Source organism: Ramlibacter sp. MAHUQ-53, assembly GCF_052600055.1.
In genome coordinates this window covers 291,700-316,318 of record NZ_JBQWTS010000002.1, presented here as the reverse complement: position 1 = coordinate 316,318, position 24,619 = coordinate 291,700, and the positions used below count along the sequence as shown (strand labels likewise).

Here is a 24,619-nt window from a genome sequence, read left to right as displayed (position 1 = left end):
GCGTCCTGGGGCTTGTCCTTCGCGTGACGGGCGACCATCGGGCGTCTCCTTATGATCAGCCGAATGTATCAACCCCGGCGCGAATCCCACTCCGAATTTGTCCCCATTCGCAACCTGACCTACCACGTGCGCACCTGGGGCACGCCGTCGCCCGCGCAACCATCGCTGGTCCTGGTGCATGGCTGGATGGACGTGTCGGCCTCGTGGCAGTTCGTGGTCGATGCGATGGCCCGGGACCGGCACGTGATCGCCCCCGACTGGCGCGGCTTCGGCCTGACCGAGGTGCCCGGCGCCGACAGCTTCTGGTTCCCCGATTACCTGGCCGACCTCGACGCCCTGCTCGATCACTACCTGCCCGACACCCCGGTGGACCTGGTGGGCCACAGCATGGGCGGCATCGCCTCCATGCAGTACGCGGGCGTGCGCCCGGACCGCATCCGCCGGCTGGTGAACCTGGAGGGCTTCGGCATGCCGCCCACCCGGCCGGCCCAGGCCCCCGGCCGCTACGCCCGCTGGCTCGACGAGGTGCGCGCCCTGCACCGCGGCGAGGGCGGCCTGCGCCCCTACCCCTCGGCCGAGGCGGTGGCGCACCGCCTCATGAAGAACAACCGCCGCCTGCCCGAGGACAAGGCCCAGTGGCTGGCCCGCCACTGGGCCCGCGAGCGGGACGGCGCCTGGCACATCCTCGGCCAGCCCGCGCACAAGATCGTCAGCGCCCACCTGTTCCGGGCGGACGAGGTGATGGAGGTGTACCGCCAGATCACCGCCCCGGTGCTGTGGGTGCAGGCCAGCGGCGACGAGGGTGACGCGGGCTCCCGCTGGTGGAAGGCCCCGGCCGTCCAGGCCGAGGTCGAACTGCGCCTGAACGCCGTGCCGAACCTCCGGCGCCGCCGCGTCGAGGACGCCGGCCACATGCTGCACCACGACCAGCCGGCCGCCGTGGCCCACGCGATCGAGACTTTCTTCTCGGAAACGCGCTGAGCTTCACGTAGGAAGCGGGAATGGCGCCCCGTAGGAGCGCTCCTACCCGTACGCTGCGGCCTCCGAATGCTGAGGTGATCGCAGTGAACAAGCGAATGGTGTGCGCCCTGCTCGCGCTGGGGACGCTCGGGGTTCTGGGCGCGGGACCGGCCCGGGCCGGGGACGAGGTGGAGGACGGCCTGGCCACCCTGTGGGAGGTGCTGTGGCACCAGAGCGGCGTGCCGACCCGGGTGGTGCGCTGGGAGGGCGACATCCAGGTGCGGGTGCGCGGGGTGAACCTGGCGGCGCACCGCGAGTCGGTGCTCAAGGCCATGCGCGCGGTGACCCAGGAGGCCGGCGTGCGCCTGGTCGACGTGACCGATCAGCCCGGCCAGCCCGCCAACCTGGACGTGGAGATCACCCCCGACACCGCCCTGGAGGACAGCCAGCCCTGCGTGACGATGCTCGAGTTCCGCCGGGAAACGCGGATCGACTCGGCCCGCATGCAGATGCGCGGGCGCGACGTCTGGCGCTGCGCCCACCACGAGGCCATGCACGTGATGGGGGTGCGGGGGCATCCCGGCGGGCGCACGGTCCTGAGCTACTTCCCGACCCGGGTCGATGCCCTGCTGCCCCTGGACCGGGTGATGCTGCGGGCCTGGTACTCCCCGCGCATGCGCGGGGGCATGACCCCGTTCGAGGCGCTGCCGGTGCTGGCCGACGAGCTCGTCGCTGCCGAGCCCGAGCCGGCCCGGGCGGCGGCCACGGCGGCCCGCGACCGCTTCTTCGCCGCGACGCTGGACCAGATGGACGCCTACGCCAGCGGCCGGGGCGACGTGCCCGCCATCGTGCGGCGCTCGGGCAAGTCCACCGACGACGGCGTGCGCCAGGGGCGCGGCGAAATGAGCTACTTCCTGGGCGTGGCCTGGCTGGAGGGCGTGACGGCCCCGGCGCCCGACCGGGCGCGGGCGATCCGCTGGTTCGAGCAGGCGGCCGGCGCGGGGCACCGCAACGCCCAGGCGCGGCTGGCGGGCATGCGCTGAGGCCGGGGCTGCCGGCGAGCGGCCCCGTGCGAAAATGCAAGGTTGACACCCCAGACACCGAGCACAGACATGGACGCAGAACGCATCAACGCCATCGGCAGCACCCTCTCCGACCTCCAGGTTCGCACCGCGGACCTACGGAGGTATCTTTGACTACGATGCAAAAGCTGAACGACTGAGGACGGTGAACGCATCGCTGGAAGACCCGGCGGTGTGGAACGACCCGAAGAAAGCCCAGGAACTGGGCAAGGAAAAGAAGCAGCTGGACGACATCGTCGTCACCATCCAGAACCTGGACCGCGACCTCGCCGACAACCTCGAGCTCTATGACATGAGCAAGGAGGACGGTGACGAGGCCGGCCTGCTCACGATCGAGGAAGACGCGGCCCGCCTGACCAAGGACGTCGAGGCGCTGGAGTTCCGCCGCATGTTCGACAAGCCGGCCGACCCGATGAACGCCTTCCTGGACATCCAGGCCGGCGCCGGCGGTACCGAGGCCTGCGACTGGGCCAGCATGCTGCTGCGCCAGTACCTGAAGTACGCCGAGCGCAAGGGCTTCAAGGCCAACGTCGAGGACGAGACCCCCGGCGACGTGGCCGGCATCAAGAGCGCCACCATCCGCATCGAGGGCGAGTACGCCTACGGCCTGCTGCGCACCGAGACCGGCGTTCACCGCCTGGTGCGCAAGTCGCCGTTCGACTCCTCGGGCGGCCGCCACACCAGCTTCGCCTCGGTGTTCGTCTACCCCGAGATCGACGACTCGGTGGAGATCAACATCAACCCCGCCGACGTGCGCACCGACACCTACCGCGCCTCCGGCGCCGGCGGCCAGCACATCAACAAGACGGACTCGGCGGTCCGCCTGACCCACATCCCCACCGGCATCGTGGTGCAGTGCCAGGACAGCCGCAGCCAGCACTCCAACCGCGACGTGGCCTGGCAGCGCCTGCGCTCGCGCCTGTACGACCACGAGATGCGCAAGCGCATGGAAGAACAGCAGAAGCTGGAAGAGACCAAGACCGACGTGGGCTGGGGCCACCAGATCCGCTCGTACGTGCTGGACCAGAGCCGCATCAAGGACCTGCGCACCAGCGTCGAAATCTCCAACACCCAGAAGGTCCTGGACGGCGACCTCGATGCGTTCATCGAGGCCTCGCTCAAGCAGGGCGTCTGAGGCATCCAACAACAAGCAAGGGAGTCATCATGCGTGAAGGACAGAACGCGGTGATCCACCGCGCGGACTACCAGGCCCCGGCCTTCTGGATCGACAGCGTCGACCTCACCTTCGACCTGGACCCGGCCAAGACCCGCGTGCTCAATCGCATGCGCCTGCGCCGCAACCCGGACGTGCCGGCCCAGCCCCTCAAGCTCGATGGCGAGGAGCTGAACCTCGCCCGCGTGATGGTCAACGGCCAGGGCACCTCGTTCAAGCTCGAGGGCAGCCAGCTGGTGCTGGAGAACCTGCCCGAGGGCCACGAGCCCTTCGACCTGGAGATCTTCACCACCTGTGCGCCGGCGAAGAACACCAAGCTCATGGGCCTGTACGTGAGCAACGAGTCGTTCTTCACGCAGTGCGAGGCCGAGGGCTTCCGGCGCATCACCTACTTCCTGGACCGTCCTGACGTGATGGCCAGCTACACCGTCACGCTGCGCGCCGACAAGGCGAAGTACCCGGTGCTGCTGTCCAACGGCAACCTGGTCGAGGAAGGCACGCTGGACGACGGCCGCCACTTCGCCCGCTGGGTGGACCCGCACCGCAAGCCCTGCTACCTGTTCGCGCTGGTGGCCGGCAAGCTGGTGGCGCGCGAGCAGCGCATCAAGGCGCGCAGCGGCGGCGAGCACCTGCTGCAGGTCTACGTGCGCCCGGGCGACCTGGACAAGACCGAGCACGCGATGAACTCCCTCATCGCCTCCGTGGCCTGGGACGAGGCGCGCTTCGGCCTGCCGCTGGACCTGGAGCGCTTCATGATCGTCGCCACCAGCGACTTCAACATGGGCGCGATGGAGAACAAGGGCCTGAACATCTTCAACACGAAGTACGTCCTCGCCAGCCAGGCCACCGCCACCGACACCGACTACGCCAACATCGAGAGCGTGGTCGGCCACGAGTACTTCCACAACTGGACGGGCAACCGGGTCACCTGCCGCGACTGGTTCCAGCTCTCGCTCAAGGAGGGCCTCACCGTCTTCCGCGACCAGGAGTTCTCGCAGGACCTGGCGGGTGAAGGACCCGGCCATGCCGGGGCCCCTTCCCCCGGCATATCGGCCCGGGCCGTCAAGCGCATCGAGGACGTGCGCGTGCTGCGCACCGCCCAGTTCCCCGAGGATGCCGGCCCGATGGCGCACCCGGTGCGGCCCGACCAGTACCTCGAGATCAACAACTTCTACACCGTCACGATCTACGAGAAGGGTGCGGAGGTCGTGCGGATGATGCAGACCCTCACCGCAAGTGAGTCCGATCCCCTGGGGCGCGAGGGCTTCGCCAAGGGGATGGCGCTCTACTTCCAGCGCCATGACGGCCAGGCCGTGACCTGCGACGACTTCGCCCAGGCCATCGCCGACGCCAACCCCGGCTCTCCGCTGGCCGCCCTGCTGCCGCAGTTCAAGCGCTGGTACAGCCAGGCCGGCACGCCGCGCCTGCACGCCAGCTCGCACTGGGACGCGGCCACCGGCACCTACAGCCTCACCCTGCGCCAGTCCTGCCCCGCCACGCCGGGCCAGCCGACCAAGGAGCCCTTCGTGATCCCGGTGCGCCTGGGCCTGCTGGACGCCAATGGCGCGCAGGTCAGCGAGGGCCTGCACGTGCTCACGCAGGCCAGCGAGACCGTCACCTTCAGCGGCCTGGCCGGCGAGCCGGTGCCCTCGATCCTGCGCGGCTTCAGCGCGCCGGTGGTGCTGGAGTACGACTACCAGGACACCGAGCTCCTGATCCTGCTGGCGCACGACACCGACCCGTTCAACCGCTGGGAGGCGGCGCAGCGCCTGGCGATGCACCGCGCCCTGCACTATGTGAAGAACGGCGCCGTGGTCGAACTCGACGCGCCCTTCATCGAAGCCATGCGCGGCGTGCTGCGCCACCCGCAGCTCGATGCCGCCTTCAAGGAGCTGGTGCTCACCCTGCCCTCGGAGACCTACATCGCCGAGCAGCTCGACGAGGTGGACCCGCAGCGTATCCACGCGGTGCGCGAGGCCATGCGCCAGCAGCTGGCCGCTGCCCTGCGCCACGACTGGGAGTGGGCCTTCGAGCAGCACAAGGACAACGGCGGCTACCGGCCCGACGCGGTCTCCAGCGGCCGCCGCGCCCTGGCCGGCCTGGCGCTCACCCAGTTGTGCCTGGCCGCCCGCAACAGCGGCGACCCGGTCTGGCCGGGCCGCGCCTACCAGCGCTTCAAGGATGCCGGCAACATGACCGACCGCTTCAACGCGCTGTCGGCCCTGGTGGTCAGCGGCCATGAGCTGGCGGCGCCGGCGCTGGAGCGGTTCCATGCGCTGTTCAAGGACGAGGCCCTGGTCCTGGACAAGTGGTTCGCCCTGCAGGCCGGCGCGCCGGACCGCGGCGGCGACGTGCTGCCGGTGGTGCGCCAGCTGATGGCGCACCCCGACTTCAACATCCGCAACCCGAACCGCGCGCGCAGCCTGATCTTCAGCTATTGCAGCGCCAACCCGGGCGCCTTCCACCGCACCGACGCCGCCGGCTACGTGTACTGGAGCGAGCGCGTGATCGAGCTGGACGCGATCAACCCGCAGGTCGCCGCGCGCCTGGCCCGCGCACTGGACCGCTGGAAGAAGCTGGTGCCCGCCCTGCGCAGCGCCGCCCGCGAGGCCATCGCCCGCGTCGCCGCCAAGCCCGACCTGTCCAACGACGTGCGCGAGGTCGTCACCCGCGCGCTGGCCGACTGAGGCCCCGACTGAAGGAACCCACGATGTCGAACAAGATTTCCCTTTCCCGCTACCTCGTCGAGCAGCAGCGCGAGCAGGGCCACATTCCCTCGCAGCTGCGCCTGCTGCTGGAGGTGGTGGCCCGCGCCTGCAAGAGCATCAGCCACGCCGTGAACAAGGGCGCCCTGGGTGGCGTGCTGGGCTCGGCCGGCAGCGAGAACGTGCAGGGCGAGGTCCAGAAGAAGCTGGACATCATCGCCAACGAGGTGCTGATCGAGGCCAACGAATGGGGCGGCCACCTGGCGGCCATGGCGTCCGAGGAGATGGACGGGATCTACATGGTCCCGAACCGCTACCCGCAGGGCGAGTACCTGCTGCTGTTCGATCCCCTGGACGGCTCCTCCAACATCGACGTCAACGTCTCCATCGGCACCATCTTCTCGGTGCTGAAGAAGTCCGACGAGCACCCCGGCGTGAGCGAGCAGGACTTCCTGCAGCCTGGCAACAGGCAGGTGGCCGCCGGCTACTGCATCTACGGCCCGCAGACCACCCTGGTGCTGACCGTGGGCGACGGCGTGGCCATGTTCACCCTGGACCGCGAGCAGGGCTCCTTCGTGCTGGTGCAGGAGCACGTTCAGATCCCCGCCGACACCAAGGAGTTCGCCATCAACATGTCGAACATGCGGCACTGGGACGCCCCGGTGAAGCGCTATGTCGACGAGTGCCTGGCCGGCAAGGAAGGCCCGCGCGGCAAGGACTTCAACATGCGCTGGATCGCCTCCATGGTGGCCGACGTGCACCGCATCCTGACCCGCGGCGGCATCTTCATGTACCCCTGGGACAAGCGCGAGCCGAACAAGCCCGGCAAGCTGCGCCTGATGTACGAGGCCAACCCCATGGGCTGGCTGGTCGAGCAGGCCGGCGGCGCGGCCACCAACGGCAAGCAGCGCATCCTCGACATCCAGCCCACCCAGCTGCACGAGCGCGTGAGCGTGATCCTGGGGTCGAAAAACGAGGTCGAACGGGTCACCGGCTACCACCTCGGTAAATGAGCCCTGAAGCCCCGCTATAATGCGAGGCTTCGGTTGCCGGTGTAGCTCAGTCGGTAGAGCAGCTCATTCGTAATGAGAAGGTCGGGTGTTCGATTCATCTCACCGGCACCAACCCGATAAAGGAAAGCCCGCTATGGAATTCATAGCGGGCTTTTTCTTTGGACCTCCCGCGCCTCAATCCCTGGGCGGCACCATCACGAAGTCGTAGTCCAGCGTGTAGAACGGCTGCTTCATTTCGCGCCCGTCGGGGGCAGTGCCGGCCTCGTGGCGCACGAAGTCGCCGACCAGCGAGGGCCGCACGCCGAACACGGCGTCCGCGTCCAGGTTCTTGCTGTTGCGGTCGAAGATGTGCGTGACCAGCTCGCGCTGGCCCGGCGCCTGGATGCGGAAATGCAGGTGCGCCGGCCGCCAGCCGCGGCCCGTGGTGGCCCGCAGCATGGTCACCGCCGTGCCGTCCTGCGGCACCGGGTAGTCCACCGGCAGAACCGACCAGAAGCTGTAGCCGCCATCGGGCCCCGTGGTCAGGGTGCCGCGCGCCCAGGGGCCCTTGGTGGCCAGGTCCTCCTGCACGTCGTACAGGCCGCGGTCGTCGCTGTGCCAGACATCGATCACCGCGTTGGCCAGCGGCTTGCCGTCCAGGTCCAGGACCCGGCCGCACGCGTACATCGGCGTGCCCTGCGCGCCGGCGCTGATGTCGGCGCCCATCTCGAACTTCGGCGAATCCTCGAGGTGGAAGGGGCCGATCAGCGTGGGCTCGGTGGCGTGGGCCGGGCGCTGGTAGTCCTGCGTGATGGTGAGCATGGAAATGCCCATCGCGTCGGAGAAGATGATGAACTCGTTGCGCCCCGGGCCGCACCACTTGCCGGTCTCCTGCAGCAGGTTCATGGCGGCCATCCACTCGTCAGGCGTGAGCTTGATGTCCCGCACGAAGCTGTGCATGTGCCGGATGAACGAGAGCATGATCTCGCGCAGGCGCGGGTCGGGCGTGCTCTCGTAGCGTTTGAGCACCTCCTGGGTGATGAGGTCACTGGCGTCGTAGACATGCTCGACGGGATTGCGTGTCATGAAGTCTCCTGGATCCGTTCGTTGGTGTTGTCAGAGGGCCATGCGGCTGCCGGGCAGGGCCATGTCCCTGGGGTGGATCACCACCCACTTGCCCCCCTGCAGCTGCTTGACGCGGTTGAAGTCGTCCCCATAGTTGTTGGGGCCGTCGAAGCGCACCTTGCCGACCAGGGTGTCGACGCGGTTCTTCCTGAGCCAGTCGGCGATCTTCTTGTCCTCGAAGCTGCCCGAGCCGACGATGCCGGCCTCCAGGATCTGCCAGCCGGCCACTGCATTGGCCGCCTGCAGCTCGAAGGCCGGGTCGGGGAAGTTGGCCGCGGTCGCGCGCTGGTTGTAGGTCTTGATCAGTTCTGCGTGGACCGGGTTGTTCGTGAACGGCGCATGCTGCTCGAAGGTGGTGAGCGACAGCGCGTTCGCGGCCAGCGGCGACTGCGCCAGCGGCCCGGGCGTGGGGTAGAGGTGGAAGTGCAGCTTGGGCCGGTAGTCGATCTTGTTCATCGCGTCGAGCAGCTGCAGGCTCTCCGGGCCGATGGTCCCGAGCCAGAGGAAGTCGGCGTTGGCATCCTTCAGGCGCGAGGCGATGGGGCCGAAGTCGCGGTTGCCGAACTCCCACTCGAGCCAGAGCGACTCGCGCAGGCCGCGCTTGCGGAACACCTCGCGCGCGCCCAGCGACATGAAGTGCACCGAGGGGAATTTGCTGGTCACCAGGGCCACGGTCTGGGGCCGGGCGCCGCCGGCCTGCAGCGCGTCGAGGAGGGTGTTGGGCGCGGTCGTTCCCGGGTCGGCGCCCATCACGTAGGCCGGGAAGTGCATCTCGTACTTGGCCAGCGAGGGGATGCCGAAGGAGTTGGTCACCAGCACCTTGCCATAGCGCTGGGCCACGCCCATGGCGGCCAGGCTGTTGGCGGTGGCGTAGGGTCCCATCAGCAGGTCGGCCTTGTCGGCGGTGACGATCTGCTCGTACAGCGTGCGCGCCATGTCCGGCTTGGACTGGTCGTCCTTGATCCGCCATTCGACCGGGCGCCCGAGCCAGCCGCCCCGGCGATTGACCTGTTCCAGGTAGATCTCCCCGGCGAGCCGGTGCATCACCGCCGTGCCGGCCAGCGGGCCGGTCAGCGAGAGGGTGCTGCCCACCACCACGGGCCTGGCCTGCGCGCGCACGGCGGCAGGCAGGGCGGACAGCAGCAGGCTGGAACCGAGGGCCTGGAGGAAGGGGCGCTTGCGCATGCGGCGGACTCCTTGGGGGCGGGGATCGGGAGCCGACATCTTCCATGAGCAACCTGACCAAGGGTTCGGGACTTACCCGCAGGGCTTCCCTGGCCCGGGGTCCATGCCGTCTGCGTGAACGATCGCTCCGGTCGCCTGCCTTGCCGGCCCCGCGGCAGGCGGTGCCCCGAGTCCACGGGCCTGGACGTGACAAGGGGGCGCGACCATCCCGGATGGCCGCGCCCCCTTGGCGGTAGATCCAGCGTACCGGCAGCTTAGAAGCGCATGCCGACGCCCAGCGTGATGCCGGAGGCCTTGACCCCGTCCTTCTTGTAGTAGTTCATGTAATCGAGGGTGGCGAAGCCGGCCTTGGAGAACTTGTACGCCGCGCCGACGCCGTACGACACGTCACCATCGCTGTCGGACTCGGACTGGCTGACGCCCAGCGCACTCGCCGTGGCCTTGACCTTGGTTTCCGTGTAGCCGAGGCGGGCGAACAATTCCAGGGCCGGGGAGACCGCGACCTTCGGCTTCACGAAGAGGCCGTAGGCGTGCTTGATCTCGCCGTTCAGGTTCACCGTGGTGCCGAACATGGGGATGTTGATGGAATCGTCCTTCACGCCGACGCCGACCATGCCCTCGATGGCCACGTTCGGGTGGGCGTCGTAGCCGATGATGCCGCGGAGCATCCCGGGCTTGAGCTTGTAGCCTTCGGCCTTGATCGTGGTGGCGGTGTAGCCGAGCTCGCCGTACCAGGGAGACGAGGCCTGCTGCGCGTGGGCCGAGCCGAACCCGGCCAGGGCAACCAGGATCACCGAGAGTTTCTTCTTCATGCGTTTCTCCAGTCTGTGGTCTTCAATTAATGGTCAATCCGAATATCAATCTTACATTGACAATCAATTGGCAGCAGCGTGACGTTGCCGCGATGCCACAACACTGGCCGGGCCGGCGGGGCCCGCCCGGCGACGCACCTTGACACAAATTTCCAGGGGGGCTGCGTGTCAACCGAGTTCATGGATGGGCAGTTATAGGAGCGTGCCGCTGCGCAGCGATCACGAGATCCAGAAACCTCGACTATCCTGAAAGGCTCGACCATGAACAAGCTCCTCTCCGCCCTGATCGCCGGCCTCTTCGCTGCGGGCGCATTCGCACAGGCCACGCCGGCCACCCCTGCCAAGCCCGCCACCCCGGCGGCTCCCGCCACGGCGGCGGCACCGGCCACGCCGGCAACGCCTGCCACTCCCGCCGCCGCCGCTTCCGCCAAGGCCGACATGAAGGCCGACGCCAAGAAGGACGGCGATGCCAAGGGCAAGGCCAAGGAGACCAAGGAGGCCAAGGGCAAGGACAAGAAGACGTCCAAGGGCGAGGCCAAGCAGGCCGCTTCCGCGCCCAAGTCCTGAGCCCCGCGCCGGCGCCGCAGTCCGCCGGCCTCCAAGGCCCGCCATCCTCGCGTGGCGGGCCTTTTTCATGCCCGCGCCCAAGCCCTCGCGCGCCGCCGGGCATGACCTCACGCCGATGCCCGTTGCGGTTACGCTAGGGCGTCGATGCCCCACGCCATTCCCCTCATCACCACCCTGGCCGCCGCGTTCGCGCTGGCGCTCGCCCTCGGTTTCGTCGCCGTCCGGCTGAAGCTGCCGGCGCTGGTGGGCTACCTGCTGGCCGGCATCGTGATCGGCCCGGCCACGCCCGGCTTCGTGGCCGACATGCAGGTCGCCTCCGAGCTCGCCGAGATCGGCGTGATGCTGCTGATGTTCGGCGTGGGCCTGCACTTCTCGCTGGCCGACCTGATGGCGGTGCGGCGCATCGCCGTGCCCGGCGCGCTGCTGCAGATCGGCGCCGCCACCGCGATGGGCCTGGCCGCCGGCCTGGCCTGGGGCTGGTCGCCGGGCGAGTCGGTGGTGTTCGGGCTGGCGCTGTCGGTGGCCAGCACCGTGGTCCTGCTCAAGGCGCTGGAGGCGCGCGGCGCGCTCGAGACCGGCAACGGCCGCATCGCCGTCGGCTGGCTGGTGGTGGAGGACCTCGCCATGGTGCTGGTGCTCGTGCTGCTGCCGCCCCTGGCCGGCGTGCTCGGCGGCCACGCCGCCGCCGAGCCAGGGCGGTCGCTGTGGGCCTCGCTGGGCACCACCGTGCTGGCCGTGGCGGGCTTCATCGCCCTCATGCTCGGCGTGGGCCGGCGCGTCTTCCCCTGGCTGCTGTGGCAGGTGGCGCGCACCGGCTCGCGCGAGCTGTTCACGCTGTGCGTGGTCGCCGCGGCGGTGAGCATCGCCTTCGCCTCGGCCCACCTGTTCGGCGTGTCCTTCGCGCTGGGCGCGTTCTTCGCCGGCATGGTGCTGCGCGAGTCGCAGTTCAGCCACCGCGCCGCCGAGGAGAGCCTGCCGCTGCGCGACGCGTTCGCGGTGCTGTTCTTCGTCTCGGTGGGCATGCTGTTCAACCCGATGGTGCTGGTCGACGAGCCGCTGCGGGTGCTGCTGGTGGTGGCCATCATCGTGGTGGGCAAGTCGCTCGCCGCGGCGGCCCTGGTGCTGCTGATGAAGTACCCGCTCAATACCGCCCTGGTGGTGAGCGCCAGCCTGGCGCAGATCGGCGAGTTCTCGTTCATCCTCGCCGGCCTGGGGATGGGCCTGGGCCTGCTGCCCGAGGCGGGCCACAGCCTGGTGCTGGCGGGCGCGCTGATCTCGATGGCGCTGAACCCGCTGCTGTTCTCCGCCATCGGGCCGGCGCAGCGCTGGCTCGGTGAACGCTCGCAGCTGGCGCGGGACCTGGAGCGCCGCGCCGACCCGCTGGCGGAACTGCCGATGTCCACCGACGAGCGCTTCCTCGCCGGCCAGGTGGTCCTGGTGGGCCATGGGCGCGTGGGCCGCGTCATTGCGCAGGTGCTGCGCGAGCAGGGTCTGCCCTTCGTTGTGGTGGACGACAACCGCGAGCAGGTCGAGGCCCTGCGCCGCGACGGGCAGGCCGCCGTGTTCGGCGACGCAGCCCAGCCCGAGACGCTGGTGCAGGCCCACATCGCGCGGGCCCGCCTGCTGGTGGTCGCCACGCAGCGGGCCGCCGACATGCGCCGCATGGTGGACACCGCGCGGGCGCTGAACCCCGGGGTCGCGGTGATCCTCCGCAGCCACAACGAGGAGGAGGCGCAGCAGCTGGCCCGCGACACCGGCGCCACCGTGCTGGTGGGCGAGACCGCACTGGCCCGCGCCATGGCGGCCCAGGTGCTGGCAGGCACGCGGGCGGCCGCGGCGCCGGGAGCCGCGCCATGATCGCAGGCGACGCACCCGCCCGTTCCCGCAGCGTGATCGTGCTCGGCGCGGGCATGGTGGGCACCTGCACCGCGCTGCACCTGGCGCTGCGCGGGCATGCGGTCACGCTGGTGGACCGCCGCGAGCCGGGGCGCGAAACCTCCTACGGCAACGCCGGCATCATCCAGCGCGAGGCGGTGGAGCCCTACCCCTTCCCGCAGGCGTGGGCCCAGGTCGCTCGCGCGGCGTTCAAGCGCGGCGCCGCGGTGAGCTACCACCTGGGCGCGCTGCTGCCGCAGGCCCGCGCCCTCGCCCGCTACTGGGTCAACTCGCGGCCGCAGCGCCATGCCGCGATCTCCCGGGCCTACGCCTGCCTCATCGCGCATGCGCTCACCGAGCACCAGGCGCTGGTGGCCCGCGCCGGCGCCGACGACCTGGTGCGCCGGGAGGGCTTCCGCTTCGTCTTCCGCGAGGCTGCCACGATGCGCGACGCCGTGGCCCACGCGCAGGCGCTGGCCGACCTGCACGGGCTGCGCCTTGCGGTGCTGGACGCCGACGCCCTGGCGCACGCCGAGCCCGGCCTGCGCCTGCGCCTGCCGGGCGGACTGCACTGGCTGGATCCCTGGACGGTGAGCGACCCCGGCGAGCTGGTGGGCGGGCGCTACGCCGGCCTCTTCACCCGCGAGGGCGGCCGCTTCCTGGCAGGGGATGCCGCGACGCTGCGGCCGGCCGGCGCGGGCTGGCGCGTGCGCACCGAGGCGGGCGAGGTGGAGGCCGAGCATGCGGTGATCGCGCTGGGTCCCTGGTCCGACGCGCTGCTGCGGTCCCTGGGCTACCGCTACCCCCTGTTCGTCAAGCGCGGCTACCACCGCCATTACCGCGGCGGCGTCGCGCCGCGCCTGCCCCTGCTCGATGCCGACGCCGGCTACGTGCTGGCGCCCATGGTCCAGGGCGTGCGCCTGACCACCGGCGCCGAGTTCGCCCTGATCGACGCGCCGCCCACGCCGGTGCAGCTCGATCGCGCGCAGGTGCTGGCGCGCCAGCTGTTCGAGCTGCCCGAGCCGGTGGAGGCCCGGCCCTGGCTCGGCGCCCGGCCCTGCACCGGCGACATGCTGCCGGTGATCGGCGCCGCGCCGCGGCACCGCGGCCTGTGGTTCAACTTCGGCCACGCGCACCAGGGCTTCACGCTGGGTCCGGTGAGCGGGCGGCTGCTGTCGGAGCTGATCGAGGGCGAGGCGACGGTGGTCGACCCGGCGCCGTACGCGCCGGCGCGGTTCGGGTGACCCGCGGCCGGTGACGCGCAGGCGTCAGGCCGGCAGCCCCAGCCACCCGGGCAGCCGCGCGCCGAGCGGATGCGCCGCATCCACCAGCGCCTCCAGCACCTCGAAGTGGTTCAGCCCCGCGGCCACCTCGTGCGTCACGGGCAGCCCGGCGGCCTGCACGGCCTGCGCCCAGGCCTGCGCCTGCCAGAGGAACTGCGGGCTCTCCAGCGCGCCGCACACCCCCCGCACCGCAGCCTGCAGCCGGTGCGTGCGGCGCAGCGGGCTCAGCGCCTCCACCGCGGCATCGTCCAGGCGCAGGTAGCGGCTGCGCGCCGAGCGCCGCACCGGCTCCAGCTCGTACAGGCCGCTGCAGCACACGAGGCTGCGCACCGCCCCGGCCGGCAGGCCCGGCTCGCCCGCGCGCGTGGCCGCCAGCGCGGCCAGGTGTGCGCCGGAGGAGTGGCCCACGAGGTGGACGCGGGCCGGGTCGATGCCGAGGACATGCGCCTGTCCGAGCAGCGCGGCGAGGGCACGCACCACCTGGTCGGCCAGCACAGCGAGATCGCCGTCGCGGTCCTGCACCCAGTCGAAGTCCGGGATCGCCACGTGCGCGCCACGGCGCACGAGGGGCTCGGCCACGAAGGCGTAGTCGCGGGCCTTGCCGCTGCGCCACGCGCCGCCGTGGATGAAGGCCACCAGGGGTGCGCCCTGGCCGCCGCAGGAAAAGAAATCCAGCGCCTCGTTCACCCCGGCGCCATAGGCGATGCGCCGGGGCTCGCCCAGGCGCTCCCGGGCGGCCTGGCTGCGCTGCGCATAGCGGGCCAGCACCGCGTGCATGTTCGGCGCCCAGGCGGCCTGGTCGTAGGCGCGGTCCAGGGCCGCCTGGTCCAGGCCCTGCCAGACCCCGGTGGCGCTGGCGTCGACCGTCATGGGCCGAAGCCCTCCAGGCCTTGCGCGAAGTCCGACAAGGCCTGGTTGAAGCGGGCCGGGTCCTCCACGTCGGGCAGGTGGCCGATGCCGGGCCAGGCCTCGAGGCGCGCGTGCGGCAGCGCCTCGCGCAGGAGGTCGGCGTTCTGCTCGCGCGGGTTCACGCGGTCCCGGTCGCCCTGCACCATCAGCACCGGCAGGCGCAGGCGGTCCGCGTGGTCGGGGCTGAAGAAATCGCTGGTGCGGAAGGCCGCGGCGCGCTCGACGCCCTCGGCGCGCAGGCTGCGCGAGATCCGGGTCAGCCAGGCGCGCAGCGCGGGCGAAGCGCCCTCGCCCACCAGGTGGTCCGAGCCGCGGTCGCCGTACTGGTAGCCGCCCAGGCGGATGCGCCGGATGCGGTCCTCATAGGCCTCGCGCCGGGCGGGCTCCAGCGCGCGCTGGCCGATGCCGGTCCCCGTGAGCACGAGGCCGGCGGCGCGCGCCGGGTGGGCGATCGCGAAGGCCTGGGCCACGGCGGACCCGAAGGAGTTGCCCACCACCACGCAGCGAGGGATGGCGAGCGCGTCGAGGAAATCGGCCACCGCCTGGGCGTAGTCCGTCCAGCCGGGCGACTCGGTGCGCAGCGCGTCGCTGAGGCCGTAGCCGGGCGCGTTCCAGGCGACCACGCGCCAGCGCCCGGACAGCCCCGCGAGCTGGAAACGGTAGTAGTCGGCGCAAGCGCCGATGCCATGCAGCATCAGCAGGCAGGGCGCATCGGCGGGGCCGGCCTCGAGGAAGGACCAGCGATCCCCGAGGTAGCGCGATGCGGCGGAGGTGGGAATGCGGGCCAGCTGCAGCTCGGGCAGCGCGGGCCACGCGGGAGGGACGCGGAAAGCGGTCGGTTCGGCGTGCATAGAATCCCCGCGACTCAATACACGAGGAGCATGGAGTGAAACATCGGGGTCGGATCCAGGGCCTGCTGCTGTCGTTGCTCGTCGCGGGCCTGGGCCTTCCGGCCGCCGCGCACGCGGCGGACTGGCCCACGCGCCCGGTGCGGTTGATCGTACCGTACCCCGCCGGCGGCGGCGTCGACGTGCTGGCGCGCGCCCTCGCCCAGCGCCTGCAGGAGACCTGGCAGCAGCCGGTGACGGTGGACAACCGCCCCGGCGCCAACACGGTGGTCGGCACAGAAGCCGCGGCCCGCGCCGGCGACGGCCACAGCCTGCTGTTCACGACCGACGCCACCTTCACCATCAACCCGCACCTGTACGCGAAGCTGCCCTACGACCTGGAGCGCGACTTCGCGCCGGTGACGCGGATGGTGTCTTTCAGCCAGCTGCTGGTCGCGCCCGCCTCGCTGCCGGCCTCCACCCTGCCCGAGCTGGTGGCCCTGGCCCGCAAGTCGCCCGGCCAGCTGGCCTATGCCTCCTACGGCCCGGGCAGCCAGCCGCAGCTCGCCACCGAGACGCTGAAGCAGAAGGCGCGCCTCTACATCGTCCATATCCCGTACCGCGGCATCCCGCAGGCGGTGACGGCGGTGGTCTCGGGCGAGGTGCAGCTCACGTGGGCCGGCATCCCCTCCGCCCGCCCGCACCTGCAGACCCGCCGCATCAAGGCGCTGGCCTATGGCGGCAAGGTGCGCCACCCCGCGCTGCCGGACGTGCCCACCGTCGGCGAGCTCGGCTTCCCCGAGGTGGATGCCAACGTGTGGGTGGGCCTGTTCGCGCCCAAGGCCATGCCGGCCGCCGCGGTGGACCGCATCCACCGCGACGTGACGGCGGTGCTGCGCGAGCCCGGCTTCAAGGAGCGCGAGGTCGATGCCAAGGGCTACGACCTGGTGGCCGGCACGCCGCAGGAGCTGGCGCGCCACATCCGCCAGGAGCTGGCCTCGCGCGCGGGGCCGATCCGCTACTCCGGCGCGAAGGCCGAGTGAGGCGGCGCGGACGGGAAGACCCGTCCGTGACTGCGGCCCGCGGCGTCGGCCGATAGACTGGCCCGCATGAAAGCCGCCTTCTACGACCGCCTCGGCCCCGCGCGCGAGGTGCTGCAAATCGCCGACCTGCCCGATCCCGTGCCCGCCCCGGGCGAGGTGCGCGTGCGCATTCGATGGTCGGGCGTGAACCCCTCCGACGTGAAGTCCCGCGTGGGCCTGCGCAACCCCGTCATGCCCTTCCCGCGCGTGATCCCGCACAGCGACGGCATGGGCGTGGTCGATGCCGTGGGCGACGGCGTGCCGGCCGCGCGCATCGGCCAGCGCGTGTGGCTGTGGAACACCGCCTTCAAGCGCGCGCACGGCACGGCCTGCGAGCGCGTGTGCGTGCCGCAGGCGCAGGCCGTCCTCCTGCCCGACGCGGTGGACGACGAGGTCGGCGCCTGCCTGGGCGTGCCGGCGCTGACCGCGCTGCACGCGGTGCTGATGGATGGCGGCGTCGCCGGCAAGACGGTGCTGGTCTCGGGCGGCGCGGGCGCGGTGGGCCATTACGCGGTGCAGATGGCGAGCCAGCTCGGCGCGGCGCGCGTGATCGCCACCACCAGCAGCGAGGCCAAGGCCGCCCTGGCCCGCGAGGCCGGCGCGGACGACGTGGTGGACTACAAGACCGAGCCCCTGGCCCGGCGCGTGGCCGAACTCACGGGCGGGCGCGGCGTGGACCGCATCATCGAGGTGGACATGGCGGCCAACGCCGCCGCCAACCTAGAGATGCTGCGCACCGGCGGCGAATGCGTGGTCTATGGCAGCGGCGCCACGCCGATGCCGCTGCCCTTCTTCCCCCTGATCCAGAAGAACATCCAGCTGAAGTTCTTCGTGGTCTACAACCTCGCGCCGGCCGACCGCGAGCGCGCCGAGGGCGTGCTGGCGCAAATGCTGGCACGCGGCCGCCTGCAGCACCAGGTGGCGGCGCGCCTGCCGCTGGCGGAGATCGCCGCCGCCCACGAGCAGGTGGAGAGCGGGCGCGTCACCGGCAAGGTGCTGCTGCGGGTGGACTGAACCTCCACCCGACCCGCGTCAGCCGATGCGGGTCTCCAGCGTGCCGATCTGGGGAATCGTGACCTCGATGCGGTCGCCCGCCGCCAGCCACACCGGCGGCGTGCGGAAGGCGCCGATGCCCGCCGGCGTGCCGGTGGCGATCACGTCGCCCGGCTCCAGCGTCATGTACTGGCTGATGTAGGCGATCAGCGTGCGCACCGGGAACAGCATGTCCGCAGTGGTGGCGTGCTGCACCTCCACCCCGTTGACGCGGGTGCTCAGGTCCAGCGCCTGCGGGTCGGGGATGGCGTCGGCCGAAACCAGCACCGGGCCCAGCGGGCAGAAGCCGTCCATGCTCTTGGCGAAGGTGGTCTGCGCCGGGCTGATGTCGAACTGGAACTCGCGCGCGCTCAGGTCATTGAGCAGCGTGTAGCCGGCCACGTGGTCCAGGGCGCGGGCCTCGTCCACCGCGTGGGCGAAGCTGCCGATCACCACGCCCAGCTCGCCCTCGAAGTCGAACTTGGTCACGGGCGGCGGCTTGCGCACCACGGTGCCCGGGTCGGTCACCGAGGAGGGCAGCTTGGAGATGATGCGCGGCTTCTCGAACGGCTGGACGCCGGTCTCCTTGGCATGGTCCGCGTAGTTGCGGCCGATGGCCACCACCTTGCCGGGGCGCGCCACCGGCGCGCGCAAGGTCACGGCGGCCGGGTCGTGGCGCACGGCCTGCGGCGAGGCCAGGCGCTGCGCGATCTGCGGCGCCAGCGCGGCGCGGGCGGCCGGGCCAGCCTGCAGCCAGCGCACCAGGCCGCCGGCCGCGGGCTCGATGCCGCGGACGCGCAGGGCTTGCGCGGCCTCGGTGGGCAGGGCCAGCCCGGCGAGCAGGTCGGTGATGTCGACGATGCGGCCCTCGTGCAGCACGCCGGCGCGGCGGCCCGTGTCGTGGCCGGGGATCTCGAATTGAAGCAGCTTCATGGAGGAAAGGCTCAGGCCAGGGCCGCCGCGCGCTCGCGCGGGCTGCCGTCGGCGTGGAAGAAGCGGGTGGCGGCGACCTGGCAGCGCTTGATGTAGCGGTGCTCGTGCGGCAGGTAGTCGGCCACGGCGTTGTGGATGGTGCCCATGTTGTCCCACATCAGCACGTCGCCCACCTCCCAGTTGTTGGCGTAGCGGAATTCGGGACGCAGCTGGTGCGCGAACAGGAAGGCCAGGGCCTCGTCGCTCTCCTCCTGGGACCAGCCGTCGATGTGCATGGCATAGCCCGGGTTGGCGTAGAGCACCTTCTTGCCGGTGATGGGGTGGGTCAGGAACACGGGGTGCGAGACCGGCGGCTTGGCCGCGCGCTGGGCCTCGGTGAGCGGCGGGCGAGAGCTGCCCCGCTCGCGGCGCATCATCTCCCAGAACTTGTTGAAGTCGTGGGTGGCGGTGCAGCCCTCGAGGCGGTCCTTCCAGGCCTGGGGCAGGGCCTCGTAGGCGGCATGCATGTTGCAGAACTCGGTGTTGCCCAGGGACTTGCCGTCACGGTGCGGGATGACGGTGCCATACAGCACGTTGGTGAAGGCGATCATGCGGCTGTAGGACATGTCGGTGTGCCAGTCCTGGCCGGCGTCGGACAGGCCCAGCGGCTTGCCGTTCTCCACCATGTTCGAGAGGATCATCACCTCCGGCAGGCCCGGCTCCTGGTAGGCATTGGCCACGTTGACCTCCAGCTCGCCGAAGCGGGCCGAGAAGTCGCGCAGCTGGCGCGCGGTGAGCTGTTGCTTGGGGTACTTGAGCACGCCGTGGCGGCCCAGGGCCTCGATCAGGGTGGCCAGGTCGGCGTCGGACAGCGGCTGCGACAGGTCGAGGCCCTCGACGCGGGCGCCCAGCGTGGCGTCGTTCGGGATGATCTGGAAGGTCATGGTGTCTCTCCGTGGAAGGGGAAGGGGGCGGCGCTCGACGCGCCTCTCAGTACGCCTGCTCGAGTAGCGCCAGGATCTCGTGCGGGCCGGCCACACGGCGCGGGTTGAAGTACAGCCCGCGCTCGCCCATGGCCTTCTCGGCGATGCGGGCCAGGGCCTCGCGCGGCACGCCGATGTCGCGCAGCCGCTGCGGCACGCCCAGCGAGCGGCCCAGGCCGCGCACGGCCTCGATGCAGGCGACGGCGTCGGCGCTCGCGGCGCCCAGGGCCAGCGCGGCGCGCTCCAGCGCCGGGGCGACCACGGGCCGGTTGAATTCCAGCGCGTAGGGCAGCATCACCGCATTGGCCTCGCCGTGCGGCACGCCGGTGACCGAGCCGATCACATGGCAGATGGCGTGATGCAGCGCGGTGCGGGCATTGATCATCACCAGCCCCGAGAGGTGGGCGGCGTAGAGCAGGTCGGCGCGGGCGGCCACGTCCTGCGGGTCGCGGCGCACCGCGGGCAGGGCGCGGGCGAAGCGGGCCATCGCGTCGAGCGCCATGGTCTCGCCCAGCGGCGCGCGCTCCAGCGAGTACAGGCCCTCCAGGCAATGCGCCAGGCCGTTCATACCGGTGGAGAGCATCACGCCGGCCGGCACCTCGAGGTTGGCCACCGGGTCCAGCAGCACCACGCGGCTGGCCACCTGGAAATCGGTGAACAGCAGCTTGTGGCCCTCGGGCGTGCGCACGCCCAGGCCGGCCGAGACCTCGGCGCCCGAGGCGGTGCAGGGAATGGTGACGATGGGGACCTTGGGCTTCGTCAGCGAGGGCACGTGCAGCGTGGCTGGCGGCGTGAAGCGGGCCGCGTGGTCCTCCAGGCGGCCGCCCTCCCCCAGCAGGATCGCCACCGCCTTGGCGGTGTCGGAGGCGCTGCCGCCGCCGAAGGCGACGATGCAGTCCACGCCATGCTGCGCGGCGCGCCCGGCCAGGCCGGTGACGAGGTCGGTGGCGGAGTGCGGCGGCACGTCGTCGCCGGCCAGCACCGCCAGGCCCTCGAGCTGGCGCTGCACACGGGCGAAGGTGGCACTGCGGCGGGCGCTGCCGCTGCACACCAGCAGGGGCCGGCTGGCACGCAGCAGGGCCAGCTCGGCGCCCAGCGCGTCGACGGCGCCCTCGCGCAGGATCACGCGCATCAGCGGCAGTCGCTGGACGAAGGGGGCCACGCGCGGGGTCGAAGCGGCGTCACTCATGCGCCGAACTCCAGGTCGGGAAGGAGCTGCTGCTCGAGCAGTTCCCAGCCCTCGCCGCGACGGCGCCACACGCTGGTGACGCGGTTGATCCGGAACAGCGAGGCCACGGCTTCGCCCTCGAGCTGGCGGAAGGCCGTCATGTAGGCCTCCTGGTGCACCACCCCGCCCTCGCCGTGCCAGGCCCAGGCATTGCTCATGACGTGGCGCACGCGCATGCCTGCGGGGCGGGCCTGCAGCGCCTGCAGGATGGCGTCGCGGCCCTCGAGCCAGCGGCCCTGGCGCAGCCAGCGGCCCTGCGGGGCGAAGGCGGCGAGGAGCTCGTCGTAGCGGCGCTCGTCGAGGTGGCTGATGAAGGCGTGGAGGGCTTGGGTGAGTTCGCCCGCGCAGGAGGCAGTCACCAGGGTCGTGGTCATGGCGGGCAGTGTAGGAACGCGCGGCGCGGGCGGGACACGCCGATCGATAATCCGAGGTTTCCAAACAAGAAACCGGAGACCCCCATGGACCGCCTGCGCTGCCTGCAGATCTTCTCGGAGGTTGCGCGCTGCCGCAGCTTCGTGCGCGCGGCCTGGCAGCTCTCGCTGTCCAAGGGCACGGTGACCAAGCACATCGCCTGGCTCGAGGAGAACATGGGCTCCCAGCTGCTCAATCGCAACAGCAAGCAGGTGACCCTGACCGAGGCGGGCGCGCGGGTGCTGGAGGGCGCCCAGGAGATGCTGGAGCGCTACGAACGCCTGGAGTCCGACGTTCGCGATTCGGTGAACCTTCCCCGCGGCAGCATCCGCGTGGGCACGCCGCCGGCCTTCGGCATCCACCACCTCTCGCCGGTGGTGGCGCAGTTCACCGAGCGCTTCCCGGACATCGAGGTCACGGTGGTCCTGGACGACGGCCGCACGCCGGCCGCGGGCGACGCGCTGGACCTCTCGATCCGCATCGCGCCGCAGCTGGACGATGCCAGCTTCATCGCCATCCCGCTGATGAAGGCGCCGCAGGTGCTGGTGGCCTCGCCGGCCTACCTGGCGCGCGCCGGCACGCCGCGCTCGGTGGAGGACCTGCGCCGGCACAACTGCCTGGTCCACACCATCAAGTCGTCAGGGAACATCTGGCACTTCGAGGGCGACACGCCGCGCGACGTGCGGGTGCGCGGCACGCTGCGCTCCAACATCGGCGAGGTCCTGAAGAAGGGCGCGCTCCTGGGTGCGGGCATCGCGCTGCACCCGTACTACATGGTCTCCGAGGAGCTTCGCAGCGGCGCGCTGGCGGTGGTGCTGCCCGGGTACCGCCCGCAGCAGCTGGACATCAGCGTGGTCTTCTCGACCCGCCGCAACATGCCCACCCGGGTGCGGGCGCTGCTGGAGTTCCTCAAGGACTGGGCGGCCCGGCCGCCGGCCTGGGCGCCCGCGGGGGCGACCCAGCCCTGAATCACTCGCCCTTGATGCCGGCGGCCTTGATCAACTGGGCCCAGCGCTCGGCGTCGCCGCGCAGCCAGTCGCGGTACTCGTCGGGGGTGGAGCCCACGACCACGCCGCCCAGGTTCACCAGCTGGTCGCGGATCGCCGGCTTGGCCAGGGCGGTGCGGATCGCGCCGGCCAGCTTCTGCACCGCGGCGGGCGGCGTGCCGGCGGGGGCCATGAAGCCCACCGGGCCGACATAGGCCTCGAAGCCGGGGTAGCCGGCTTCGGCCATGGTGGGCACCGTGGGGTAGTCCGGGTGGCGCGCCGCGGTGGTCACGGCCAGGATGCGGACCTTCTTGTCGGCCACGAAGGCGTTGACGCCGATCATGGGATAGAACATGAAGCTCACGCGGCCCGCCATCACCTCGGTCATCGCGGGCGCGTTGCCGCGGTACGGCACGTGGGTCATCTTCGCGCTGGCGCGCTGCGCCAGCAGCTCGGCGGCCAGGTGGGCGGACCCGCCGGTCCCCGCGGAGCCGTAGCTCACCGAGTCCGGGGCGGCCTTCGCGGCCTTCACCAGGTCGCCCAGCGTCTGGTAAGGCGAGTTGTAGCCCACCACCAAAAGCTGCGGCAGCACCACGGCCAGGCTCACCGGGGCGAAGTTCTTCACCGGGTCGTACTTGACCTTGTCCGGGCTGAGGAGCGCGTTCACGTTGTGCGAGAGCGTGTTCACGATCACGGTGTAGCCGTCGGCCGGCGCGCGCGCCACGCCCTCGGTGGCGATGTTGCCGTTGGCGCCGGCGCGGTTCTCCACCACCACCGGCTGGCCCAGCGTGGCGCTCATGTCCTGGCCGACGACGCGGGCGATCACGTCGGTGGGGCCGCCGGCGGCGTAGCCCACGACCAGCTTGACCGGCCTGCTCGGGAAGGCGTCCTGCGCCATGGCCAGGGGGCCGGCGAGTGCGGCGCCCGCGACGACGAGCGCCTTCACGGCGCGATGGATGCGGTTCATGTCTTGTCTCCTGGAATGTTGTCTGTCTGTTGTCGATCTGTCGTCTGCCGCTACCTGACCGGTCGCAGCAGGTCGGTCCGCAACCCCTCGGCACCGGGCACCCCGCACAGTTGCAGGGTGCGCTGGAATTCGTCGCGCAGGATGTCGAGCGCGCGCAGCGCGCCGGGCCCGCCGCCGGCCACCGCGCCATACAGCGTGGCGCGGCCCGTGAGCACGCCGGCCGCGCCCAGGGCCAGGGCCTTGGCGATGTCGCCGCCGCGGCGGATGCCGCCATCGAGCAGCACCGGCACGCGCCCGCCCACCGCCTCCAGCACCTCGGGCAGCGCGTCGAGCGTGGCCACCGCGCCATCGAGCTGGCGGCCGCCGTGGTTGGAGACCACGATCGCGTCCGCGCCCAGCGCCACCAGCCGGCGCGCGTCGTCGCCGCGGCAGACGCCCTTGACGATGAGGCGGCGCGACCAGCGCTCACGCACCCGGGCCAGCCGGTCCCAGTCGAAGGCCGGGTCGTAATTGCGGCCCACCGAGGAGGCGATGGCGGTGGCGCTCTTGGCGGCCAGCTCCAGCCCGCGCAGGTTCTCGAAGGCGGGGATGCCGCGGCGCAGCAGGTCCAGCGTCCAGCGCGGGTGCAGCGCGAAGTCGAGCGCACTGCGGGCCGTCAGGCGGAACGGCACCGAGAAGCGGTTGTGGAAATCGCGCTCGCGCTTGCCGCCCACCGCGAGGTCCACGGTGATCACCAGCGCCTCGTAGTCGGCGGCCTGGGCGCGCGCGATCATGTTCCAGAAGAAGTCCTGGTTCTTCAGCACATAGGCCTGGAACCACAGGCGCCCCGGCGCCTCGCGGGCCACCGCCTCGATCGAGGCGGTGCCGCTGCTCGAGAGGGTGAAGGGCACGCCATGCTTCGCAGCGGCGCGCGCCAGGTGCAGGTCGGCGTCGCGCCAGCCGAAGGCGGCCGCGCCGGTGGGGGCGATGGCCAGGGGCAGGCCCATCGGCCGGCCGAACAGGGTGGTGCCCAGGCGCGGGGCGCTCACGTCCACCAGCACGTGCGGGGCGAAGCGGTGGTGCGCGTAGGCCTCGCGGTTGGCGGCGAGGGTGCGCTCGTCCTCGGCGGCGCCGTCATAGAAATCGAAGATGGCGCGCGGCAGGCGCCGGCGGGCCAGCCTGCGCAGGTCCTCGACGCTGAAGCAGCCGTCGACGGTGCGGGGAACAGGCAGGCAAGGGCGGCTGGGCATGGCCGGCGATTATGGAAGTCGCCCTCCGGGCGCCAGGGTTCGCCGGCGAAATCCGATGTTTCCCGATCGTGAACGTCGGGCCGCCCGGAGCCTGCCCGTTTTTTAGGCATCGCCCGCAAACCCAGGCGGGGCGCGGCTTGCGCGAGTTGCCCCCACTTCTATCCACAGCCTCGCCCACAGGCGCCGTGGGTAACTTCGGGGCGGGCGGCCGGGCCTTCTTAAAATAGCGGGTCGTGCCGCAGGCCGCGGCGCCGCCTTTCGGCCTGCGGCCCGCCCGGCGCACCGTCCGCGGC

22 protein-coding genes and 1 tRNA gene are annotated in these 24,619 nt (G+C 71.3%); 12 read left to right on the top strand and 11 right to left on the bottom strand.

Annotated elements, in window-relative coordinates; all coding sequences use genetic code 11:
* Positions 1 to 63: 63 nt before the first annotated feature.
* The 6 genes from ACT80S_RS04890 to ACT80S_RS04865 all read left to right on the top strand — a co-directional run bounded on the left by ACT80S_RS04890 (position 64) and on the right by ACT80S_RS04865 (position 7,045).
* The gene (locus tag ACT80S_RS04890) at positions 64 to 981 is read left to right on the top strand and encodes an alpha/beta fold hydrolase (RefSeq protein ID WP_377413350.1); all 918 of its coding nucleotides are present in this window, start codon (positions 64 to 66) and stop codon (positions 979 to 981) included.
* Positions 982 to 1,064: 83 nt separating this feature from the next.
* Positions 1,065 to 2,003, top strand: coding sequence for a DUF2927 domain-containing protein (locus ACT80S_RS04885; protein WP_377413347.1), 939 nt, complete (start codon positions 1,065 to 1,067; stop codon positions 2,001 to 2,003).
* A gap of 69 nt (positions 2,004 to 2,072) precedes the next feature.
* Positions 2,073 to 3,177 (top strand): peptide chain release factor 2 gene (gene prfB / locus ACT80S_RS04880; RefSeq protein WP_377413345.1). Its coding sequence is split into 2 segments (ribosomal slippage): positions 2,073 to 2,153 and positions 2,155 to 3,177, totalling 1,104 coding nucleotides; the frame shifts between segments, so codons are not numbered across the junction.
* Positions 3,178 to 3,206: 29 nt separating this feature from the next.
* Positions 3,207 to 5,903, top strand: a complete 2,697-nt coding sequence (pepN, locus tag ACT80S_RS04875) for an aminopeptidase N (RefSeq protein WP_377413343.1) — start codon at positions 3,207 to 3,209, stop codon at positions 5,901 to 5,903.
* Positions 5,904 to 5,926: 23 nt separating this feature from the next.
* Positions 5,927 to 6,934: a class 1 fructose-bisphosphatase gene (locus ACT80S_RS04870; RefSeq protein WP_377413341.1), complete on the top strand. Its 1,008-nt coding sequence runs from the start codon at positions 5,927 to 5,929 to the stop codon at positions 6,932 to 6,934.
* A gap of 35 nt (positions 6,935 to 6,969) precedes the next feature.
* A tRNA-Thr gene (locus tag ACT80S_RS04865) sits at positions 6,970 to 7,045 on the top strand.
* Between the two features lie 63 nt (positions 7,046 to 7,108).
* On the opposite strand, the gene ACT80S_RS04860 is transcribed toward ACT80S_RS04865, so the two are convergent.
* From ACT80S_RS04860 to ACT80S_RS04850, 3 genes are all read right to left on the bottom strand, one after another.
* Entirely contained in the window at positions 7,109 to 7,999 is an 891-nt protein-coding gene (locus ACT80S_RS04860) for a dioxygenase family protein (protein ID WP_377413338.1), read from the bottom strand.
* Between the two features lie 30 nt (positions 8,000 to 8,029).
* Positions 8,030 to 9,223: an amino acid ABC transporter substrate-binding protein gene (locus tag ACT80S_RS04855; protein WP_377413336.1), complete on the bottom strand. Its 1,194-nt coding sequence runs from the start codon at positions 9,221 to 9,223 to the stop codon at positions 8,030 to 8,032.
* Between the two features lie 254 nt (positions 9,224 to 9,477).
* A complete protein-coding gene (locus ACT80S_RS04850) occupies positions 9,478 to 10,035 on the bottom strand; it encodes a porin family protein (protein WP_377413333.1) in 558 nt (185 codons plus the stop codon).
* A gap of 261 nt (positions 10,036 to 10,296) precedes the next feature.
* Between ACT80S_RS04850 and ACT80S_RS04845 the strand changes: the two genes are divergently transcribed.
* From ACT80S_RS04845 to ACT80S_RS04835, 3 genes are all read left to right on the top strand, one after another.
* On the top strand, positions 10,297 to 10,602 hold the full coding sequence (locus ACT80S_RS04845; protein ID WP_377413331.1) for a hypothetical protein: 306 nt from the start codon (positions 10,297 to 10,299) through the stop codon (positions 10,600 to 10,602).
* Positions 10,603 to 10,746: 144 nt separating this feature from the next.
* On the top strand, positions 10,747 to 12,459 hold the full coding sequence (locus ACT80S_RS04840) for a cation:proton antiporter domain-containing protein (RefSeq protein ID WP_377413329.1): 1,713 nt from the start codon (positions 10,747 to 10,749) through the stop codon (positions 12,457 to 12,459).
* Positions 12,456 to 13,721 (top strand): NAD(P)/FAD-dependent oxidoreductase, encoded by a 1,266-nt coding sequence (locus tag ACT80S_RS04835; RefSeq protein ID WP_377413327.1) that lies wholly within the window; start codon positions 12,456 to 12,458, stop codon positions 13,719 to 13,721. The genes ACT80S_RS04840 and ACT80S_RS04835 overlap by 4 nt, the downstream gene beginning before the upstream one ends.
* Positions 13,722 to 13,745: 24 nt before the next feature.
* Here ACT80S_RS04835 and ACT80S_RS04830 read toward each other — a convergent pair whose 3' ends face one another.
* Both ACT80S_RS04830 and ACT80S_RS04825 read right to left on the bottom strand, forming a co-directional pair.
* Positions 13,746 to 14,630 (bottom strand): alpha/beta hydrolase, encoded by an 885-nt coding sequence (locus ACT80S_RS04830; protein WP_377413324.1) that lies wholly within the window; start codon positions 14,628 to 14,630, stop codon positions 13,746 to 13,748.
* Entirely contained in the window at positions 14,627 to 15,520 is an 894-nt protein-coding gene (locus tag ACT80S_RS04825) for an alpha/beta fold hydrolase (RefSeq protein ID WP_377413321.1), read from the bottom strand. Before ACT80S_RS04825 ends, ACT80S_RS04830 begins: the two co-directional genes overlap by 4 nt.
* Before the next feature lie 35 nt (positions 15,521 to 15,555).
* Here ACT80S_RS04825 and ACT80S_RS04820 point away from each other — a divergent pair, with 35 nt between their 5' ends.
* Positions 15,556 to 16,539, top strand: coding sequence for a Bug family tripartite tricarboxylate transporter substrate binding protein (locus ACT80S_RS04820; RefSeq protein WP_377413318.1), 984 nt, complete (start codon positions 15,556 to 15,558; stop codon positions 16,537 to 16,539).
* A 66-nt stretch (positions 16,540 to 16,605) separates the two neighbouring features.
* A complete protein-coding gene (locus ACT80S_RS04815; RefSeq protein WP_377413315.1) occupies positions 16,606 to 17,592 on the top strand; it encodes an NADPH:quinone reductase in 987 nt (328 codons plus the stop codon).
* A gap of 18 nt (positions 17,593 to 17,610) precedes the next feature.
* Here the strand turns inward: ACT80S_RS04815 and ACT80S_RS04810 are convergent, their stop codons facing one another.
* From ACT80S_RS04810 to ACT80S_RS04795, 4 genes are read right to left on the bottom strand one after another with little or no spacing between them, the layout of a single operon-like run.
* Positions 17,611 to 18,543 (bottom strand): fumarylacetoacetate hydrolase family protein, encoded by a 933-nt coding sequence (locus tag ACT80S_RS04810; protein ID WP_377413312.1) that lies wholly within the window; start codon positions 18,541 to 18,543, stop codon positions 17,611 to 17,613.
* Positions 18,544 to 18,554: 11 nt separating this feature from the next.
* The gene (locus ACT80S_RS04805) at positions 18,555 to 19,466 is read right to left on the bottom strand and encodes a TauD/TfdA dioxygenase family protein (RefSeq protein WP_377413310.1); all 912 of its coding nucleotides are present in this window, start codon (positions 19,464 to 19,466) and stop codon (positions 18,555 to 18,557) included.
* 46 nt (positions 19,467 to 19,512) lie between these two features.
* Entirely contained in the window at positions 19,513 to 20,694 is a 1,182-nt protein-coding gene (locus ACT80S_RS04800; RefSeq protein ID WP_377413308.1) for an iron-containing alcohol dehydrogenase family protein, read from the bottom strand.
* Entirely contained in the window at positions 20,691 to 21,107 is a 417-nt protein-coding gene (locus ACT80S_RS04795) for a nuclear transport factor 2 family protein (protein WP_377413305.1), read from the bottom strand. Before ACT80S_RS04795 ends, ACT80S_RS04800 begins: the two co-directional genes overlap by 4 nt.
* A gap of 84 nt (positions 21,108 to 21,191) precedes the next feature.
* On the opposite strand from ACT80S_RS04795, the gene ACT80S_RS04790 reads away from it, so the two are divergent.
* Positions 21,192 to 22,112 carry a LysR family transcriptional regulator gene (locus ACT80S_RS04790; protein WP_377413303.1) on the top strand — a complete coding sequence of 307 codons (921 nt, stop codon included), beginning with the start codon at positions 21,192 to 21,194 and terminating at the stop codon, positions 22,110 to 22,112.
* 1 nt (position 22,113) lies between these two features.
* Here ACT80S_RS04790 and ACT80S_RS04785 read toward each other — a convergent pair whose 3' ends face one another.
* Together ACT80S_RS04785 and ACT80S_RS04780 are read right to left on the bottom strand one after the other, a co-directional pair.
* Positions 22,114 to 23,097, bottom strand: a complete 984-nt coding sequence (locus ACT80S_RS04785; protein ID WP_377413301.1) for a Bug family tripartite tricarboxylate transporter substrate binding protein — start codon at positions 23,095 to 23,097, stop codon at positions 22,114 to 22,116.
* A 50-nt stretch (positions 23,098 to 23,147) separates the two neighbouring features.
* Positions 23,148 to 24,326 carry an alpha-hydroxy acid oxidase gene (locus ACT80S_RS04780; RefSeq protein WP_377413299.1) on the bottom strand — a complete coding sequence of 393 codons (1,179 nt, stop codon included), beginning with the start codon at positions 24,324 to 24,326 and terminating at the stop codon, positions 23,148 to 23,150.
* Between the last annotated feature and the right edge of the window lie 293 nt (positions 24,327 to 24,619).

Excerpts from the sequence above, each read along its gene's own strand:
- ACT80S_RS04890 (WP_377413350.1), top strand. The coding sequence starts at position 64 with ATGTATCAACCCCGGCGCGAATCCCACTCCGAATTTGTCCCCATTCGC.
- pepN (WP_377413343.1), top strand. The coding sequence starts at position 3,207 with ATGCGTGAAGGACAGAACGCGGTGATCCACCGCGCGGACTACCAGGCC.
- ACT80S_RS04870 (WP_377413341.1), top strand. The coding sequence starts at position 5,927 with ATGTCGAACAAGATTTCCCTTTCCCGCTACCTCGTCGAGCAGCAGCGC.
- ACT80S_RS04860 (WP_377413338.1), bottom strand. The coding sequence starts at position 7,999 with ATGACACGCAATCCCGTCGAGCATGTCTACGACGCCAGTGACCTCATC.
- ACT80S_RS04855 (WP_377413336.1), bottom strand. The coding sequence starts at position 9,223 with ATGCGCAAGCGCCCCTTCCTCCAGGCCCTCGGTTCCAGCCTGCTGCTG.
- ACT80S_RS04850 (WP_377413333.1), bottom strand. The coding sequence starts at position 10,035 with ATGAAGAAGAAACTCTCGGTGATCCTGGTTGCCCTGGCCGGGTTCGGC.
- ACT80S_RS04845 (WP_377413331.1), top strand. The coding sequence starts at position 10,297 with ATGAACAAGCTCCTCTCCGCCCTGATCGCCGGCCTCTTCGCTGCGGGC.
- ACT80S_RS04840 (WP_377413329.1), top strand. The coding sequence starts at position 10,747 with ATGCCCCACGCCATTCCCCTCATCACCACCCTGGCCGCCGCGTTCGCG.
- ACT80S_RS04835 (WP_377413327.1), top strand. The coding sequence starts at position 12,456 with ATGATCGCAGGCGACGCACCCGCCCGTTCCCGCAGCGTGATCGTGCTC.
- ACT80S_RS04830 (WP_377413324.1), bottom strand. The coding sequence starts at position 14,630 with ATGACGGTCGACGCCAGCGCCACCGGGGTCTGGCAGGGCCTGGACCAG.
- ACT80S_RS04825 (WP_377413321.1), bottom strand. The coding sequence starts at position 15,520 with ATGCACGCCGAACCGACCGCTTTCCGCGTCCCTCCCGCGTGGCCCGCG.
- ACT80S_RS04815 (WP_377413315.1), top strand. The coding sequence starts at position 16,606 with ATGAAAGCCGCCTTCTACGACCGCCTCGGCCCCGCGCGCGAGGTGCTG.
- ACT80S_RS04810 (WP_377413312.1), bottom strand. The coding sequence starts at position 18,543 with ATGAAGCTGCTTCAATTCGAGATCCCCGGCCACGACACGGGCCGCCGC.
- ACT80S_RS04805 (WP_377413310.1), bottom strand. The coding sequence starts at position 19,466 with ATGACCTTCCAGATCATCCCGAACGACGCCACGCTGGGCGCCCGCGTC.
- ACT80S_RS04800 (WP_377413308.1), bottom strand. The coding sequence starts at position 20,694 with ATGAGTGACGCCGCTTCGACCCCGCGCGTGGCCCCCTTCGTCCAGCGA.
- ACT80S_RS04795 (WP_377413305.1), bottom strand. The coding sequence starts at position 21,107 with ATGACCACGACCCTGGTGACTGCCTCCTGCGCGGGCGAACTCACCCAA.
- ACT80S_RS04790 (WP_377413303.1), top strand. The coding sequence starts at position 21,192 with ATGGACCGCCTGCGCTGCCTGCAGATCTTCTCGGAGGTTGCGCGCTGC.
- ACT80S_RS04785 (WP_377413301.1), bottom strand. The coding sequence starts at position 23,097 with ATGAACCGCATCCATCGCGCCGTGAAGGCGCTCGTCGTCGCGGGCGCC.
- ACT80S_RS04780 (WP_377413299.1), bottom strand. The coding sequence starts at position 24,326 with ATGCCCAGCCGCCCTTGCCTGCCTGTTCCCCGCACCGTCGACGGCTGC.